This is a genomic window from Stenotrophomonas sp. I18B00994, assembly GCF_014145825.1.
Taxonomy (GTDB): Bacteria; Pseudomonadota; Gammaproteobacteria; order Xanthomonadales; family Xanthomonadaceae; genus Stenotrophomonas; species Stenotrophomonas maltophilia.
The window spans coordinates 1-15259 of sequence record NZ_JACIUW010000005.1 but is presented as its reverse complement, the minus strand read 5'-3'; the positions used below and the strand labels follow the sequence as shown (position 1 = coordinate 15259).

Below are 15259 nucleotides of genomic sequence, written 5' to 3'. Positions count from 1 at the left end.
GTGTGCCGAAGGCGGGGCAGAGGGGTGCGACGGAATTCCGTCGGGGGGCGGTGGGGCCGTGCGGAGCAAGCTCCGCACCCACCAACGCGATACTGGCCGGTGCCAACCGCATCGCCCTGGTGGGTGCCAACCGCCCCGCTCTGGTGGGTGCCAACCTTGGTTGGCACGCCTGTCAGGCGTAGGCGTCCAGCAACCCGCGCTGGCGGATCAGCTGTGCGGACGACACGTTGGTGTCGCCCGGCGACGGTTCTCCGTCACCGGCGGTCCCACCGTTGCCAGATGCTCCCGACGCATTGCCGTCGCCCCCCGGGGCCTGGTGGCCAACATCAGCGTGTGCCAGCTGGAAGCCCTGTTCGCCCAGCAGCTCGCGCAGGCGCGGCAGGCTGCTTTCCAGAGCCTGTCGCACGTCCACGTGCGGGCTGCTGAAGCTGGCATGCACCTTGTCGCCGTTCAACTGCAGGCGAACATCCACCGGGCCCATGTCGTCCGGGCTCAGGCGGATGTGGGCGTGGCCGATTTTCTGGTCGGCCAGCCAGCCCAGGCGTGCGCCGATGGCCTGGTCGAAGCCGTCGTCACCCAGCACGGGCTTCGGTGTGGGTTCGCCATTGAAGATCGCGTTGCCGGTGGCGAGCGCCGCCTTCAGGTCCTGTACGGCGGCCCCCGCCGGTGCATGCAGCAGTGGTGCACTGGCGCGGTCGCCGAGGACAGCCACGTCGCTGCCTTCGCCGCGCTCGCTGCGCTTGCCGGGCAGGATCATCTCCGGCAGTGGCAGCGCGCTGGCATCGTCCGCGCTGGTCGCCGCCGGTTTGCCGTCGGCCGTCGCTGCGGCTGCGGTGGCCGCTGCTGGCGCGGTTGCAGGCAGTGCCGGGTTCGCGGCAGGGGCAACGGGCAGTGCGCTGCCGTCGCTGGCCTGCGACGGTGCAGCGGTGGTCGGCAGGGCAGCGGCCGCATCCACGGGCGTCGGCATCGCCAGCACCAGGCCGGCCAGACCGAGCGGCGGCCAAGGGGCGTCTTCGGTCGCGGCGGGCTTGTCCTTGTCGGTAGCGGGTGCAGCCGGGGTCACGGCAACGGGCGGCAGCGGCGGCGCTTCAGCGGTTACCGCTTCGGCGTCGCTGCGTTCGCCTGGTGCCTGGCCACTGCTGTCTGTGGTCGACGGCTGGCTCGACGTGGATGGCGACGGCGTGGTGGCGCTGCCGGCAGGGGCGGGTGCAGAGGGCGCGCCGTCCTGCAGCAGCTGGCTGAAGTCCTTTCCGCCTTCGCTGCGCGGGCCGCGCGCCGCACTGTTGCTGGTGGCCGGCGTGACAGGGTTGGCACTGCCGGCGAGTGGGGAGGGCATCACGAGCGACCTCCCTGCTCGGTGCCGTCCTGGTCTTCGGCCTGGACCAGGCGCGCGCGGCGCGCACCGATATCGTCCATCTCGCGCTGGTCGCGGCGGTCGGTCACCACTTTTTCCTGCGCCCGGTAGCTGGCGGCAAGCTGTTCCAGCACGGCCTTGTCACGGCTGGCCAGGATCAGCCGGGCGCGCTCGGCTTCCACCTTTTCGCGGTTGCCATTGACCGTGGCCTGCTGCTGTTCAACGGCACTGTCCAACCGGTCGAGGAAAGCGCGTCGGTTCAGCAGCTGCGCCGGGCTGGTGGCGGCCATCTGAGCGTTGGCGTACTCCTCGGCGTAGCGGCGCAGTTCGTCCAGTCGCGATAGATGGGTATCGAGCACGCGCTGGCGTTCGGCCAGGTCGCGGGCAACCGCGTCCTCGTGTTCCTGGGCCCGCTTGAGCAGGGGATCAATGCGCTTGGACTGATTCATGGCTTAACTCTCTTGTTCCACCAGGCGCTGCAGCGCCGCCTGGCTGTGAGGGAGATCTGCGGCCTTGGCAACGTCCTGGCCGAGGAACTCCATGATTTCCGGCCAGCGTTCCAGGGCTTCGTCGGTGGCCGCGTCGTTGCCGCGCTGGTAAGCACCGATCGCGATCAGGTCCCGGTTGGCCGAATAGGCCGAGACCAGTCGCTTCAACTTGCGGATGCGCAGGCGCCACGGTTCGTCGGCGATTTCCGTGACCACGCGGCTGACCGACGACTCGACGTCGATGGCCGGGTACAAGCCGCTGTCGGCCACGCGGCGCGAGAGCAGGATGTGGCCGTCGAGGATCGCGCGCGCGGCATCGGCGATCGGATCCTGCGGATCATCGCCTTCGGTCAGCACCGTGTAGAACGCGGTGATCGAGCCACGGCCCTTGGCGCCATTGCCGGCGCGTTCGACCAGTGCCGGCAGCTTGGCGAACACCGACGGCGGATAGCCGCGGGTGGTCGGCGGTTCGCCGACCGACAGGCCGATCTCGCGCTGCGCCTGGGCGAAGCGGGTCAGCGAGTCCATCAGCAGCAGCACGTTCAGGCCCTGGTCGCGGAACCACTCGGCAATGGCGGTGGAGCGGTAGGCACCATGCAGACGCGCCAGCGGCGGCCGGTCGGCAGGGCTGGCGACCACCACGGCGCGGCGCAGGCCTTCCTCGCCCAGCGTGGTCTCGACGAAATCGCGCACTTCGCGGCCGCGTTCACCGATCAGGCCGACCACGATCACGTCGGCGGCGGTGTAGCGGGTCATCATGCCCAGCAGCGTCGACTTGCCGACGCCGGAGCCGGCGAACAGGCCGACACGCTGGCCGCGGCCGATCGGCAGCAGCGCGTTGATCGCGCGCACGCCCACGTCCAGCGGCTGGGTGATCGGTTCACGCGCCAGCGGATTGATCGACACGCCGGCCATGCCAACATGGCCTTCGGCGCGGATCGGGCCCTTGCCATCCAGCGGCACGCCGTCGCTGTCGATGACGCGGCCGAGCAGGCCTTCGCCCACTTCCACGCCGCCCCGGCGCGCCGATGGCACCACCCGGGCATTGGGCAGCAGGCCATGCAGTTCGGCGCTGGGCATCAGGTAGGTGCGCTCGCCGGCGAAGCCGACCACTTCGGCGTCGACCCAGCCACCATCGACCACTTCCACCTTGCAGCTGGCACCCAGCGGCGCTTCGCAGCCGACCGCCTCCAGGGTGAGCCCGACCGCACGGCGCAACACGCCCTCGCGGATCAGGCCACGACCATGCGCGGTGTCCACGCGCAGGCCATCCAGGCGCCGCGCCAGGCGCAGGTTGCGGGCTACGGCCCAGTCGGCCGGCGGCGGAGTGGTTTGCGGTCCGACGCTCATGCGGTGGCTCCGGTCTGGCGGATCACCGCATCCAGGGCCCCGCGCAGGCGGGCTTCCAGGGTGCCGTCGATGCGCACGGCTTCGGCGTGCACGCGCAGGTCGCCACGGCTGAGGCTGGTATCCGGTACCAGGCGCTGCACCGGTGAAAGGTTCAGCAGCGGGGCGAGGGCAGCGATGTCATCCGGGTGCAGCCGCACTTCAACCTCGCGGGTGCTGCCGCCCACGGCGTCGATCGCTTCGCCGACCAGCTGCGCCAGCAGTGCCGGCTCGGCTTCGTAGGCGCGGCCGACCAGTGCGCCGGCGATGCGCACCGCCAGTTCGCCGAGTGCACCGACCACTTCGTTCTCCAGCCGCACCAGCGGCCGGCTGAAGTTGTCCAGGATCCCTTCGATCTGCGCGGCGAGGCGACGTACTTCGGCCTGGCCCTGGCCGTAGCCGTCGGCATGGCCCTGTTCGAACCCTTCCTTCTCGGCGCTGTCCTGGATCGCCTGGATCTCTTCAAGGGTCGGCAGCTGCAGCGGCGGCTCCGGATCGTGTTCCGGATCCGGCTCGGTGAGTTCGAACGCACCCTCCTGCTCCAGTACCGGTTCGGGCTGGGCCAGCAGGTCCGGGGCAAGCCAGCGCACGACGTTGCTCACAGCATGGCCTCCGCGCTGCCACCGATGGTGACGGTGCCTTCATCGGCCATGCGCTTGACGATCGCCAGGATCTCGCGCTGTGCGCCTTCCACGTCGGACAGGCGCACCGGGCCGCGGGCTTCCATGTCCTCCAGCAGGATCTCGGCCGCGCGCTGCGACATGTTGCGGGTGATCTTGTCGCGCACCTTGATGTCGGCGCCGCGCAGGGCCAGGCCCAGGCGCTCGCCGCTCACCTCGCGCAGCACCAGCTGCATCTCGCGATCGTCCAGGTCGACCAGGTCGTCGAACACGAACATCAGGTCCTGGATGCGGTTGCTCAACGGCGCATCGATGCGCGCGATTTCGCCCAGGATTGCCTGGTCCTGGCCGCTGTCCATGAAGTTCAGGATGTTGGCCGCGCACTGCACGCCGCCGATGTTCGACGACTTCAGGTTCTGGTTGCCGGCGAACTGGCGCTCCATGATCTCGTTGAGTTCATTGAGCGCGTTCGGCGGAATACCGTCGAGGGTGGCGATGCGCAGCAGCACATCCACGCGGGTACGGTCCGGCAGCAGCTTCAGCGCGTCGGCGGCCTGGTCGGTTTCCAGGTGCGCCATCACGATGGCGATGATCTGCGGGTGCTCGTTGCGCACCAGGTCGGCCACTGCACGCGGGTCCATCCACTTCAGCGCGTCCAGGCCGGTGGTGTTGCGGCCGAGCAGGATGCGGTCGATCAGGTTGCCGGCCTTCTCGCTGCCCAGCGCCTGCACCAGCATGTTGCGGATGTAGTCATCCGAGCCCACGCCCAGCGAGGTCTTCGAGCCCAGTTCCTGGCCGAACTGGTCCATCACCCGCTCCACCTGCTCGCGGGTGATGTCGGTCATGGTGGCCATGGCGATGCCGATCTTCTGTACTTCCTTGGGTTCCATGTGGCGCAGCACTTCGGCCGCATCCAGCTCACCCAGCGAAAGCAGCAGCACGGCCGCGCGCTGTACTCCGGTCAGTTGTGCCTCAGTCATTGGCCACCCAGCCTTTGACCACCTGGGCCACGCGCTTGGAGTCGGTCTTCACGGCTTCACGCGCCATCCGCAGTCGTTCCTCATATGAATCCACCGGCAGTGCGAGCGCATCCGGTCCGCCCAGGCTTGCCCGGTCGGTGCCCAGCGCTGGCAGCGCAATGCCATCGTCATCGACCAGCTGCACATCCGCCGTATGCGGCTCCAGCGCCTGCTCGTCTGCCTTCCTGCTCTGGCCGGTGATCGCGCGCAGCGCCGGACGCAGCACGCCGAACAGCAGCGCCAGCACCACCACCGCGCCCAGCAGCATGCGGCCGGCATCGTGCACCCACGGCAGCTCCCACCAGGCCGGGCCTTGTTCGGGCGTGGTCTCGCGCACGAACGGGGCATTCATCACCGACACGGTGTCGCCACGCTCGGCGTTGAAGCCGACGGCCTGCTTGACCAGCGCCTCGACGCGGGTCAGTTCGGCGGCCGACAGCGGCTGCGGGCTCATCTTGCCGTTGGCGCCGGCGCGCGGCACGTTGTCCACCAGCACCGCCACCGACACGCGCTTGATGCGGCCGGCCGGCTGGCGGGTGTGCTGCAGGGTGCGGTCCAGCTCGTAGTTGCGGGTGGCGTTCTTGCTGCTTTCGGTCGGGGTCTGCGCGGTGGCCGGCGCGGCCTGCTGGCCCGGCGGACTGTTGCTGGTGGCACCCGGCACGCCCTGCGGACCCGGCGTGCTGCTGGTGTTCTCGCTCATCTGCTCGCTGCGCAGCTTCTGCGGTTCACCGTTGTAGAGCTCACGGGCTTCCTCGGTCACCGAGAAGTCCATGTCCACGCTCACTTCCGGGTTGACGCGGCCGGGGCCGGTCATCGGCTCCAGCAGCTCGCGGATGCGCTGGTTGAACGAGGTTTCCTGGCGCCGCACCTGCTCGAACTGCGCGGCGTTGACCGCCGCCTCGCTGTTCGGGTCGGTGATGCTGAGCATGCGCCCGCTCTGGTCGACCACGGTCACCCGTTCCGGCGCCAGGTCCGGAATGCTGGCCGCGACCATGTGCACGATGGCGTCCACCTGGCTGCGTTCCAGCTGCTGGCCGCCCCGCAGTTCCAGGGTGACCGAGGCGCTGGCCACGTCACGCTGGCGGGTGAAGGCGCTGGGCTTGGGAATGGCCAGATGCACGCGTGAATCACGTACCGGGCGCAGCGTGTTGATGGTGCGCGACAGCTCGGTTTCCAGCGCGTGCTGGTAGCGCGCGCTTTCCACGAACTGGCTGACGCCGAAGCCCGGGTCGCGTTCCATCAGCTCGAAGCCGAGCTTGCCACTGTCGGTCAGGCCGGAGCCGGCCAGCTTCAGGCGGGCGTCGTGCAGGTTCTTTTCCGGGACGGTGATGCCACCGGTGGCCGGATCGAGCGCGAACGGAATCTGCGCGGCGCGCAGCAGGTCGGTCGCCTCAGCGGTCGCCTTCTGGTCCAGGCCGGTGTACAGCGGGACCATGCCCGGCTTCTGTGACCAGAAGAACACGGACAGGCCTGCCGCCACCGCCACCGCGATCATCGCCATCAGGCCCAGCCGACGGGTGATCTGCAGACTCTGCAGGCGGTCGAACCATTGCCCGGCCTTCTCGGCGTTCAGGCTGTCCTTGGAGAGCGTCAGTGCCATGCGTCAATGTTCCTTACAGCGGCATGTTCATCACGTCCTGGTAGGCCTGGACGAGACGGTTGCGGACTTCCACGGTGGCGCGGAAGGCGATCTGGGACTGCTGCGAGGCGACCATCACCTTGGCCAGGTCGGCGCTGGGGTCGCCCATTTCAAAGGCCTTGGCGAGGGCGCCGGACTTCTGCTGCGCATCGTTGACGCCGGCAATCGCACCACGCAGGGTTTCGGTGAAGCTGGCCGGCTGGGCCTGCGGCGCGTCCAGCACCGTGCCCGGCAGGGCGTTGCTGCGCGGCGTTTCGCCCAGCGGGTTGAGCGCCGGCTGTCCCATCTGGGTCTGATAGGAGCGGATCTGCGAAAGGATCGAAGTGACGGAGTGGGACATCTGCAACGGTTCCAGAAACAGGGATGGGGTTGTCTGCTGGAGCAGGTGCAAGTGCCGTGCCGAAACCGGTTTTCGATTCAGTGACGTGAGGGTCTGGTGTGTGTGTGCTGGCAGGGCTGCGCCCTGCACCCGCCGAATCAACGTCAACGTCAACGTCAAAATCGGGCTATCCGTGGCGTGGCGGGCTGGGTCCGGCGACAGGTGGCCGCGATCTGTTGAAACCTGCTACTGATGGTGGGTGCCGACCGTTGGTCGGCACGGGGTCGGATCCCGTTGCAACGCAACGGGCTCTGACCCCATTGAAGGCGCCATTTAACCGGCGTCGGTTTTCTGGCCTACGGCTGCAGGGTCCAGTGGCCGGAATTCTGGCGCTGGCGCGGCGCGATGGGGCCGTCGTGCTGGGTGTAGATGAAGCGGCCCTGGCGGTCGCTCAGGCAGGTCAGCAGCAGGGTGTAGCGTGCGGGGCCGGCCGGGTGGCTTTCGCTCATCTGGATCTCCGCGATATGCGGGGCCAGGCGCTGGTAGCGGTAGCTGCCGCCGATGCGCAGGTCGGTGCCGAGGATATCCAGCACGTACTGGTTGCCGGTGAAGCTGACCTGCACCATGCGTCCGGCGTTCGGATTGTCCGGCGCATACAACGGATCGCTGAGGTTGGTGAAGTGGCGCTGGTCCAGCGTGACAGGTAGCGTGCAGTTGGCCGCGGTGGCCAGGGCCGGGCAGAGCAGGGTGGCGAGCAGGGCAAGGCGATGCATGGTGGAACCTCCTTGGGGGTGTCCTCGCCATGCTCCGCACTGCGGCGGTGTTGTCTCTAGGAAAACGTGCAAAAGCAATGGGCTCAGATCCCGCTCCGCAGCAAGGGGATGTGAGCCCAGGGGCCCAAAACACCAACGCCCGGGCGAGCCCAGGCGTTCGTGCCCCCTTCATGCTGGTGGCGCGGTTCAGCCGGCCAGTTCGGCCTGCTCGCGTTCGATGCCGTACTTGCGCAGCTTTTCCACCAGGGTGGTGCGGCGCAGGCCCAGCAGTTGGGCGGCGTGGGCAACCACGCCCTGGGTGCGTTCCAGGGCTTCGTTGATCAGGCCCAGTTCGATGCTGGCCATGTGGTTGCGCAGGTCCAGGCCGTCGTCGGGCAGGGCCGCCGGGGCGTTGGCGCGGTTCACTGCGATGCCGTGTTCCAGCGCCGGCTGGCCGCCGCTGCCGGGGGTGTGGAAGGAGAAGCTGCGCAGGTCCAGGCGGTCTTCGCTGCTGGCCACCGGCGTAGGGGCAGGGGCGGGCGCCACCGGGGCCAGCGCGGCGTCGCCACGGTAGCGGGCCGGCAGGTCCTGCACGCGCACCGAGCCACCCGGGTGCAGCACGGCCAGGCGCTCGACCAGGTTGGTCAGTTCGCGCACGTTGCCCGGCCATTCGTAGCCGGCCAGCGCCTGCAGGGCCTCGGGGGTGAAGCGCACTTCGCCACGGCCGGTGCGGGCCAGCTGCGCGGCGATGGTTTCCACCAGCGCGGGCAGGTCTTCGCGGCGTTCGCGCAGGGCCGGTACGTCGATCGGGAACACGTTCAGGCGGTAGAACAGATCCTCGCGGAACTTGCCTTCGGCAATGCGGCTTTCCAGATCCCGATGGGTCGCGGCGACCACGCGCACGTTGCAGCGGATGGTCTGGTTGCCGCCCACGCGTTCGAAGCTGCGTTCCTGCAGCACGCGCAGCAGCTTCACCTGCATCGGCAGGCTCATGTCGCCGATTTCGTCCAGCAGCAGGGTGCCGCCCTCGGCCATTTCGAAACGGCCCTTGCGCGCGGTCAGTGCGCCGGTGAAGGCGCCCTTTTCGTGACCGAATAGTTCGCTTTCCAGCAGGTCGGCCGGAATGGCGCCACAGTTGATCGCAACGAACGGGCCGTCACGGCGCGGCGAGCGCTGGTGGATGGCGCGCGAGACGACTTCCTTGCCGGTGCCCGATTCGCCCAGCACCAGCACGGTGGTGTCGAAGGCGGCCACCTGTTCGATCATGGTGCGCAGGGTGGTCACTGCCGGGCCGGTGCCGGTCGGGCCCTGGTCCTGCACGGCGCCGGCCTGGTGCTCGGCATCCAGCCGCTTCAGGCTGGCACGTCGCAGCAGGGCTTCCATCTGCGCGTGGCGCAGCGGTGCTTCCAGCGGCCAGATGTTGGCTTCGTGCAGGCCATGCTGGTGGGCGAACGTGGCGGCATCGCCATCGGCCAGCAGCACCGGCGGCGGCAGGCTGCTGCCACCAAGCCACGCGTACAGCGCGGTGCTGGCCGGGCTTTCGTCCAGGCTGCCGACGATCACCGCCATCCAGTCGTTCTGGCGCTGGCGGCCCAGGTCGAAATCGGCCGCGTCGGAGACCCAGCGCGGGTTGAAATCCATGAATTCCAGCAGGGCAACGGTGCGCTCGGCGCGCACGGCATCGTTGTCCAGTACCAGGATGCGCGATTCGCTCACGATCTATCCTCCCTGAGGCCTTCCAGGATCGGCATGACTTCCTGGATATAGGACAGCTTGCTGACGAAGTTGTCGGCGCCGGCGCGCAGCGCGTGTTCGCGGTGCTCGACGTCGTCGAAGTGGCTGGCAATCACGATGTACGGGGCATCATCCTGCGATTTGATCAGGCGGGTGGCCTGCAGGCCGCCCATTTCCGGCATGGCCAGATCCATCAGCACCACCTGCGGGCGCAGGCTTTCCGAGCGCTCGATCGCTTCCAGGCCGTTGCCGGCGCTGCCAACGATCTGCAGCCAGTCGATCTTGCGGAAATGACGCATGGCGGCGTTGATGAAACCTTCATGGTCATCGACCAGCAGCACTGTGAGCTTGTTCATGTCCAACATCCTTTTCAGCCCACCCGGGCCAGCTGGGGTTGCCTGGCGCTGATCCGGCGCCGTTCGCGGGCCGGAGCGATATCCAGTTGTTCGCGGTATTTTGCGACGGTTCGGCGGGCAATGTTCACCCCCTGTCGCGACAGCAGGCCGGCGATGGCCTCGTCGGCCAGCGGGCGGCCGGCCGGCTCGGCGTCGATCAGGCGGCGCACCATGGCTTTCACGGCCTGCCCGGACACGCTGGCACCTTCCAGGCGCACGGCGAAGAAGTGCTTCAATTCGAAGGTGCCGCGCGGGGTCTGCAGGTACTTGCCGGTGGTGATGCGCGAAACGGTGGATTCGTGCATACCAATTTCTTCGGCCACTTCCTTCAGGGTCAGCGGTGCCATGGCTTCGTCGCCACGGACCAGGAAGGCGGCCTGGCGTTCGACGATCACCCGCGCGGTGCGCAGCAGGGTGTCGTAGCGCATGGACAGGCCGCGGCTGAACCAGCGGGCTTCCTGCAGCATTTCGCGCAGGGCAGGGGCGGCATCGGCGGTATCGGCCAGGGCCTGTTCGTACTGGCTGTTGATCGACACGCGGCGGCTGGTGGCCGGGTTCAACGCCACCTTCCACTGCTCGTCGGTATGCCAGGCCACCACGTCCGGTACCACGGCCACGTTGCTGTCGGTCTGCAGGCTGTCGCCCGGGCGCGGCTGCAGGGACAGGATCAGGCGCACCGCTTCACGCACGTCGTCCACTTCAGCGTCGTGCTGGCGGGCCAGGGCCAGGTAGTCGTGGGCGGCCAGGGCGTCGAGCGCACCTTCCAGGATGCGCCCGGCCAGGTGCCGGCCCGGTACCAGACCCTGCAGGCTGTACAGCTGGGCCAGCAGGCATTCGCGCAGGTCCTGCGCGGCCATGCCGGCCGGTTCGCCGTGCAGCAGCTGCTGGCGGATGGCTTCCACGCCTGCGGCGTCGACATCGAACTGGGCGCTGGCCAGCAGGTGCAGCTGGGCCAGCGGGGCCTGCAGGTAGCCGGCGTCATCGCAGTGTTCCAGCCAGAACGCGGCGATGGCCAGGCCACGGTCGTCCAGGTCCAGTGCCAGGCGCTGCAGCACGCGCAGCTGCGGGTCGCTGGATTCGCCGGCGGCAATGCGCGCCATGCGGTCATCGTCGCCGTCCTGCCAGCTGGTGCCGGCCACGTCCCACATGGACGATTCGGGCAGCTCATCGAAGGCCGCCGTTTCCAGGGTGGTGGCGGTGGCATCGCTGGCGTCGGCAACGGGTGCCTCGGCTTCTTCGATTTCCAGCAGCGGATTGGAATCGAGCAGGCGCTGGATTTCCTGTTCCAGGTGCAGGCCATCGAGCTGCAGCAGGCGGATCGACTGCAGCAGCTGCGGCGTCAGGTGTAGTTGTTGGCCCAGCTGGGTCGAGAGTGCAGCCTTCATCGTGGTTCCCCGGCACCGCTCCCCGGCGCCTTGTGGAACACATCTTGCTTTTGATCCGGCAGGTCCGGAATCGGGGGGTTCCTGAGGCGCTTGGTTGAGTTCCCGACACGCTGTAGGGGAAATCCCTACGAAAGCGCGGGAAGTTGACGATGGCCGCGGCTAAATCGTTGATTGCTGGTGAGCAAAGCCGGGCAAAGGTGGGTCGGGCTGTACGGAAACCTGTCAGGGTCTGTCGGGGTGACGGGAAGTCGTCGCCGATGCAGGGCCCGGGTCGGTAGGGTCGACCGTTGGTCGACCAACGCGCAATGCGCGGGGTTTCCGGCGGACGATCATTCCAACTCGTGCTGGTGGCGGGCGGCCAGCAGCAGCAGATCGTTGGCGCGGCGGCAGCCCAGCGATTCCATCATGCGCGCGCGATGGGTCTCCACCGTCTTCACGCTGATGCCCAGGTCGGCGGCGATTTCCTTGTTGCTTTCGCCCTTGCCGATCTGCCGCAGGATCTCGCGCTGGCGCGGCGACAGCGCGGCAATGCCGGTGGGCTTTTCGCGGCCCAGCATGGGCGCCAGCATCTTGGCCGAGATCTGCGGGCTCAGGAACACCTGGCCGGCATGGGCGGCACGCAGGGCCAGTTCCAGTTCCTGCGGCGCGGCATCCTTCACCACGAAACCCACGGCGCCGCGGTCCAGTGCATCGCGCACATGGGCGGCGTCGTCATGCATGGTCATCATCACCACCCGGGTGCCGGGTGCGCGCAGGCGGATGTCGCTCAGCGCTTCCAGGCCGGTGCGGCCGGGCAGGGAAAGATCCATCAGCACCACGTCAGGTGCATGCTGCAGGGCCAGTTGCAGCGCCTGTTCGGCGTTGCTCGCTTCGGCCACCAGCTGCACGTCGGCAAACCCCTGCAACAGCCGCGCCAGGCCGGCGCGAACCAGAGTGTGATCGTCGACGATGAGAACTCGCACAGGCACGCAGCAGGTCCGTGAGGGGAGTCCACCTTAACTTAGCTGAACGGGCCCGCCAAGGCCCGTCGGCCACGCACTACGGTGACGGCGTTCAGCGCGCCCGGCGCGCTTCGGCAACCTGTCGACGGTGTAGACGGAAAAGGTGGCGTTCCATGGCCATTTCCAGGCCATCGCCCAGATGACTGAAGCGCAGCCACAGGAAGTGGCCGCCGCTGCCGTCGGCGGCTTCGGCCACCACTTCCACCGGCAGGTCGATATGGTCGGGCAGCCAGTCGCTGGGCTGCAGGCGGACGACGCCGGCCTGGCCCGGGCTGGCGCCGCTGCGCGGGCCCAGCTGCAGGCGGATGCCGCGGCGCGACCAGCGTACCGGGCGCAGGGGCAGGTCGTGGCCCTGCTGGCGCACCAGCCGGCCCAGCAGCACCATGGTCAGGTCCAGCTTGGCTTCCAGGCGCTGCAGCTGCAGGGTGGCTTCGCTGCGCTCCTCGTGCTCGTCAACTCTGCTGTCTTCCACCAGGGCCAGGCTGCGCAGCAGGGCTTCGGCATTGCCGGTACGGCCCAGCGCGCTGCCGGCCTGGTACTCGGCAGGCAGGGCCAGTTCGCAGCTGAGCGTTTCGTCGAACAGCTCGCTTTCGGCCGGGTGGTGCAGCGAGGTGGTCGGCAGCAGGGTCATGCCAGCGATTCTGCCTGCAGGTATGCATGGGCTGCGCGAAGGGAGGTGCGGCCCTGCTGCAGGTGGCTGGCCGCTTCATCGCGCAGCAGGCGCATGCGCGCGCTCAGGTCGTGCTGGTGCTGCAGCAGGCCCTGCAGCGCATCGGCGCCCAGGATCGCACCGTGCACGTCCATGGCCTTGCGCAGGTTGGCATCGTACTGGCCCAGCAGCGCGGCGCAGTCTTCGCCCGAAACGGTGGTCAGCGCAGCGTCTAGGGCGTCCAGTTCGGCGTGCAGCGGGGCAAGCACGGCGTCCATCAGGCAGGAGCCCCGGCGGCGCGCTGGCGCTGGTCCTGCGGAATCGCATTCCAGGCCGCGTCGATCTCGGTCAGCAGCTGCAGGGCTTCCTGCAGGGCCACCACATCGTTGTGCAGGTTGGCTTCGGTCAGGCGCTGCTGCACGTAGTCGTACAGCGCCGACAGATTGCCGGCGATCTCGCCGCCGGCCTCATGGTCCAGCGAACCATTGAGGTGGCCGACGATGGCGCAGGCCTCGCCGATGGCCTTGCCCTTGCGCGCCTGGTCGTTGCGCTCGATGCAGGCTTCGGCCAGGCGGATGCGTTCGCACGCTCCGGTCAGCAGCAGTGCAACCAACTTGTGCGGGTCGGCGTCGGACACGGCGGTGTTCACCCCGACCTTGCGGTACTGCTCTGCGTACTGACGGCTGGAACCGTACATTGAATGAGTCTCCTGGTTGGCCACCCGGCGCATGGCCTGTCGGTGGCATCAGGGCCCGCCACGGGCCCTGCATTGTGTTGCTGTTTGTATCGGCGCCGGCGGCGCCAAACTTGAGCGCCGCCGTGCGGGTTCAGCTGCTGGTCTTCTTGGCCAGCTGCTGGGTCAGGTAGTCGCTGGTGGTCTGCATCTGGCTGACCAGCGACTCCATCGAGGTGAACTGCTTGGTGTAGCGGGTGGACACCTGTTCCATGCGCGCATCCAGATCGTCCAGGCGCTTTTCCAGATCCTTGATCTGCTTGTTCAGCGTGTTGGTGCGCTGGGTGATGGTGCCGGTGGTGGCGTCCAGGTTGCTCTTCAGCATGTCGGTCATCGACTTGCCGACCTTGCCGTCGGCGCCGAACATGTTGGCGACCGATTCGGGGTCCTTGGCGATGGCCGCGTCCAGTTTGGTGCTGTCCAGCGTCAAGGTGCCGTCGGTGGCCAGGGTGATGCCCAGCGCCTTCAGTTCATTCACGTTGGGGCTCAGCTGCCCGCGTAGCTGCTGCTGCAGGCCACGCACCATGGCATCGCCAGTCAGTGCCGAGGCCGTATTGGTCGTGCTGTTGTAGGCGGTGGCGGACTTCAGCTGCGTGTTGATCGCGTTGTAGGCAGTCACGAAGGCGGTCAGGTTGGCCTTCAGCGCGCTGTTGTCGCGGCCGACGGTCAGGGTCTGCTTCACGTCCGGGTTGGCCTTGGTCAGCGTGAGCGTGACGCCCGGCACCAGGTCGGAAATGGTGTTGGAGCTGGAGGTACGGGTGAAGCCGTCCACGATCACGATCGCGTCCTTGGCTTCCACCATCACTTCCATCTTCGAGGAGGCGGTGCCGTCGTAAGCCAGGTCATCCAGGGTGCCGTTGCCGCCGGACGGGGTGACCGTGATCGCGCCGGCTTCGCCGGAATCCACCGCGGTCAGTACCAGGTGCTGGCCATCGTCGGCGGTCACCACCGAGGCGACCACGCCCTTGCCGCCGGAGGCCTTGTTGATCGCCTTGGCCACGTCGGCCAGCTTGCTGTCGGCGGCAATGTCCACGTCCAGGCTGGTGTCGCCGTAGCCGATCGTCAATTTACCGCCGCCGATCGCCGCATCCTTGTCGAATGCCTTGGAGCTGAGCTTCTGGTTCTGTGCCAGCTGCTGCACCTGCACCTGGTGGGTGCCGGCCACCGGGCTGGTGGCGTTGTCGCCGGTATCGACGGCGGCGGTGAAGGTGACATCGGTGCCCAGGGTGGTCTTGTAGCCGGGGTTGTCGGCACTCTTGACCAAAGCGGCCAGCGCGGTCTGCAGATTGGACAGGCCACTCTTGATGGTGCTGATGGCCGACAGCTTCGAGGTCGCCGCCGTGCCCAGCGCGTTGATCTGGTTTTCCTGCGGCTCGCGCTCCTTGGCAACCAGCTGCGCAACCAGGGTGGGGATGTCGAGACCGGTACCGATGGTGCCGATGGCCATGAGAAGTCCTTGTGCTGTGGGCGGGCGAAGCCACTGCCGTTGCAATGGCTATCGGCCGCCGGAATGGAAGCTTGAGCGCACATGCGTGCGCCGATGCATGCGCCGCTGCAAGGCCTGTGCCAGCCGGGGGGGGCGCTGGACGCCGGCCGCGGTCACAGACGCAGAAAGGCCGCCCGAAGGCGGCCTTTCTGTACTGCCTGAACCGGTGCGGGGGATCAGCCCTGCAGCAGGCTCATCACGCTGGACGGCGACTGGTTGGCCTGGGCCAGCATCGCGGTACCGGCCTGCTGCAGGATCTGCGTGCGGGTCAGTTCAGCGGTTTCCTTGGCGTAGTCGGT

Annotated in this window: 17 protein-coding genes; all 17 read right to left on the bottom strand. The window is 68.0% G+C overall.

Features of this window, described 5'->3' with window-relative positions:
* Nucleotides 1-172: 172 nt before the first annotated feature.
* Nucleotides 173-1336 carry a flagellar hook-length control protein FliK gene (locus tag H4O10_RS06855; RefSeq protein WP_012480108.1) on the bottom strand — a complete coding sequence of 388 codons (1164 nt, stop codon included), beginning with the start codon at nucleotides 1334-1336 and terminating at the stop codon, nucleotides 173-175.
* Entirely contained in the window at nucleotides 1336-1803 is a 468-nt protein-coding gene (fliJ, locus tag H4O10_RS06850; protein WP_005413256.1) for a flagellar export protein FliJ, read from the bottom strand. The genes H4O10_RS06855 and fliJ overlap by 1 nt, the downstream gene beginning before the upstream one ends.
* A gap of 3 nt (nucleotides 1804-1806) precedes the next feature.
* The gene (locus H4O10_RS06845) at nucleotides 1807-3192 is read right to left on the bottom strand and encodes a FliI/YscN family ATPase (protein WP_049460591.1); all 1386 of its coding nucleotides are present in this window, start codon (nucleotides 3190-3192) and stop codon (nucleotides 1807-1809) included.
* Complete coding sequence (locus tag H4O10_RS06840; RefSeq protein ID WP_049460592.1) at nucleotides 3189-3830, bottom strand: FliH/SctL family protein; 642 nt, start codon at nucleotides 3828-3830, stop codon at nucleotides 3189-3191. Before H4O10_RS06840 ends, H4O10_RS06845 begins: the two co-directional genes overlap by 4 nt.
* Entirely contained in the window at nucleotides 3827-4813 is a 987-nt protein-coding gene (gene fliG, locus H4O10_RS06835; protein WP_024958226.1) for a flagellar motor switch protein FliG, read from the bottom strand. The genes H4O10_RS06840 and fliG overlap by 4 nt, the downstream gene beginning before the upstream one ends.
* Before the next feature lie 7 nt (nucleotides 4814-4820).
* On the bottom strand, nucleotides 4821-6467 hold the full coding sequence (gene fliF / locus H4O10_RS06830) for a flagellar basal-body MS-ring/collar protein FliF (RefSeq protein ID WP_049460594.1): 1647 nt from the start codon (nucleotides 6465-6467) through the stop codon (nucleotides 4821-4823).
* 13 nt (nucleotides 6468-6480) lie between these two features.
* Nucleotides 6481-6846 (bottom strand): flagellar hook-basal body complex protein FliE, encoded by a 366-nt coding sequence (gene fliE, locus H4O10_RS06825; protein WP_005409552.1) that lies wholly within the window; start codon nucleotides 6844-6846, stop codon nucleotides 6481-6483.
* A 335-nt stretch (nucleotides 6847-7181) separates the two neighbouring features.
* Nucleotides 7182-7598 (bottom strand): hypothetical protein, encoded by a 417-nt coding sequence (locus tag H4O10_RS06820; protein ID WP_049460596.1) that lies wholly within the window; start codon nucleotides 7596-7598, stop codon nucleotides 7182-7184.
* 186 nt (nucleotides 7599-7784) lie between these two features.
* Nucleotides 7785-9293, bottom strand: coding sequence for a sigma-54 dependent transcriptional regulator (locus tag H4O10_RS06815; RefSeq protein ID WP_049460598.1), 1509 nt, complete (start codon nucleotides 9291-9293; stop codon nucleotides 7785-7787).
* On the bottom strand, nucleotides 9290-9667 hold the full coding sequence (locus H4O10_RS06810; RefSeq protein WP_049460600.1) for a response regulator transcription factor: 378 nt from the start codon (nucleotides 9665-9667) through the stop codon (nucleotides 9290-9292). Before H4O10_RS06810 ends, H4O10_RS06815 begins: the two co-directional genes overlap by 4 nt.
* A 14-nt stretch (nucleotides 9668-9681) precedes the next feature.
* The gene (gene rpoN / locus H4O10_RS06805) at nucleotides 9682-11091 is read right to left on the bottom strand and encodes an RNA polymerase factor sigma-54 (RefSeq protein WP_049460602.1); all 1410 of its coding nucleotides are present in this window, start codon (nucleotides 11089-11091) and stop codon (nucleotides 9682-9684) included.
* A 329-nt stretch (nucleotides 11092-11420) separates the two neighbouring features.
* The gene (locus H4O10_RS06800; protein WP_049460605.1) at nucleotides 11421-12053 is read right to left on the bottom strand and encodes a response regulator transcription factor; all 633 of its coding nucleotides are present in this window, start codon (nucleotides 12051-12053) and stop codon (nucleotides 11421-11423) included.
* Between the two features lie 91 nt (nucleotides 12054-12144).
* Nucleotides 12145-12723, bottom strand: a complete 579-nt coding sequence (locus tag H4O10_RS06795; RefSeq protein WP_049460606.1) for a PilZ domain-containing protein — start codon at nucleotides 12721-12723, stop codon at nucleotides 12145-12147.
* The gene (locus tag H4O10_RS06790) at nucleotides 12720-13019 is read right to left on the bottom strand and encodes a hypothetical protein (RefSeq protein WP_049461874.1); all 300 of its coding nucleotides are present in this window, start codon (nucleotides 13017-13019) and stop codon (nucleotides 12720-12722) included. Before H4O10_RS06790 ends, H4O10_RS06795 begins: the two co-directional genes overlap by 4 nt.
* Complete coding sequence (gene fliS, locus H4O10_RS06785; protein WP_049460610.1) at nucleotides 13019-13438, bottom strand: flagellar export chaperone FliS; 420 nt, start codon at nucleotides 13436-13438, stop codon at nucleotides 13019-13021. Before fliS ends, H4O10_RS06790 begins: the two co-directional genes overlap by 1 nt.
* A gap of 130 nt (nucleotides 13439-13568) precedes the next feature.
* On the bottom strand, nucleotides 13569-14921 hold the full coding sequence (gene fliD / locus H4O10_RS06780; protein ID WP_049460612.1) for a flagellar filament capping protein FliD: 1353 nt from the start codon (nucleotides 14919-14921) through the stop codon (nucleotides 13569-13571).
* 215 nt (nucleotides 14922-15136) lie between these two features.
* Nucleotides 15137-15259 (bottom strand): flagellin (locus tag H4O10_RS06775; RefSeq protein ID WP_253189396.1); only part of this gene is annotated, 123 nt, incomplete at its 5' end.

Coding starts and splice junctions, on each gene's coding strand:
- H4O10_RS06795 (WP_049460606.1), bottom strand. CDS start 12,723: ATGACCCTGCTGCCGACCACCTCGCTGCACCACCCGGCCGAAAGCGAG.
- H4O10_RS06790 (WP_049461874.1), bottom strand. CDS start 13,019: ATGGACGCCGTGCTTGCCCCGCTGCACGCCGAACTGGACGCCCTAGAC.
- H4O10_RS06855 (WP_012480108.1), bottom strand. CDS start 1,336: ATGCCCTCCCCACTCGCCGGCAGTGCCAACCCTGTCACGCCGGCCACC.
- fliF (WP_049460594.1), bottom strand. CDS start 6,467: ATGGCACTGACGCTCTCCAAGGACAGCCTGAACGCCGAGAAGGCCGGG.
- H4O10_RS06820 (WP_049460596.1), bottom strand. CDS start 7,598: ATGCATCGCCTTGCCCTGCTCGCCACCCTGCTCTGCCCGGCCCTGGCC.
- fliS (WP_049460610.1), bottom strand. CDS start 13,438: ATGTACGGTTCCAGCCGTCAGTACGCAGAGCAGTACCGCAAGGTCGGG.
- fliD (WP_049460612.1), bottom strand. CDS start 14,921: ATGGCCATCGGCACCATCGGTACCGGTCTCGACATCCCCACCCTGGTT.
- fliJ (WP_005413256.1), bottom strand. CDS start 1,803: ATGAATCAGTCCAAGCGCATTGATCCCCTGCTCAAGCGGGCCCAGGAA.
- rpoN (WP_049460602.1), bottom strand. CDS start 11,091: ATGAAGGCTGCACTCTCGACCCAGCTGGGCCAACAACTACACCTGACG.
- H4O10_RS06810 (WP_049460600.1), bottom strand. CDS start 9,667: ATGAACAAGCTCACAGTGCTGCTGGTCGATGACCATGAAGGTTTCATC.
- H4O10_RS06845 (WP_049460591.1), bottom strand. CDS start 3,192: ATGAGCGTCGGACCGCAAACCACTCCGCCGCCGGCCGACTGGGCCGTA.
- fliE (WP_005409552.1), bottom strand. CDS start 6,846: ATGTCCCACTCCGTCACTTCGATCCTTTCGCAGATCCGCTCCTATCAG.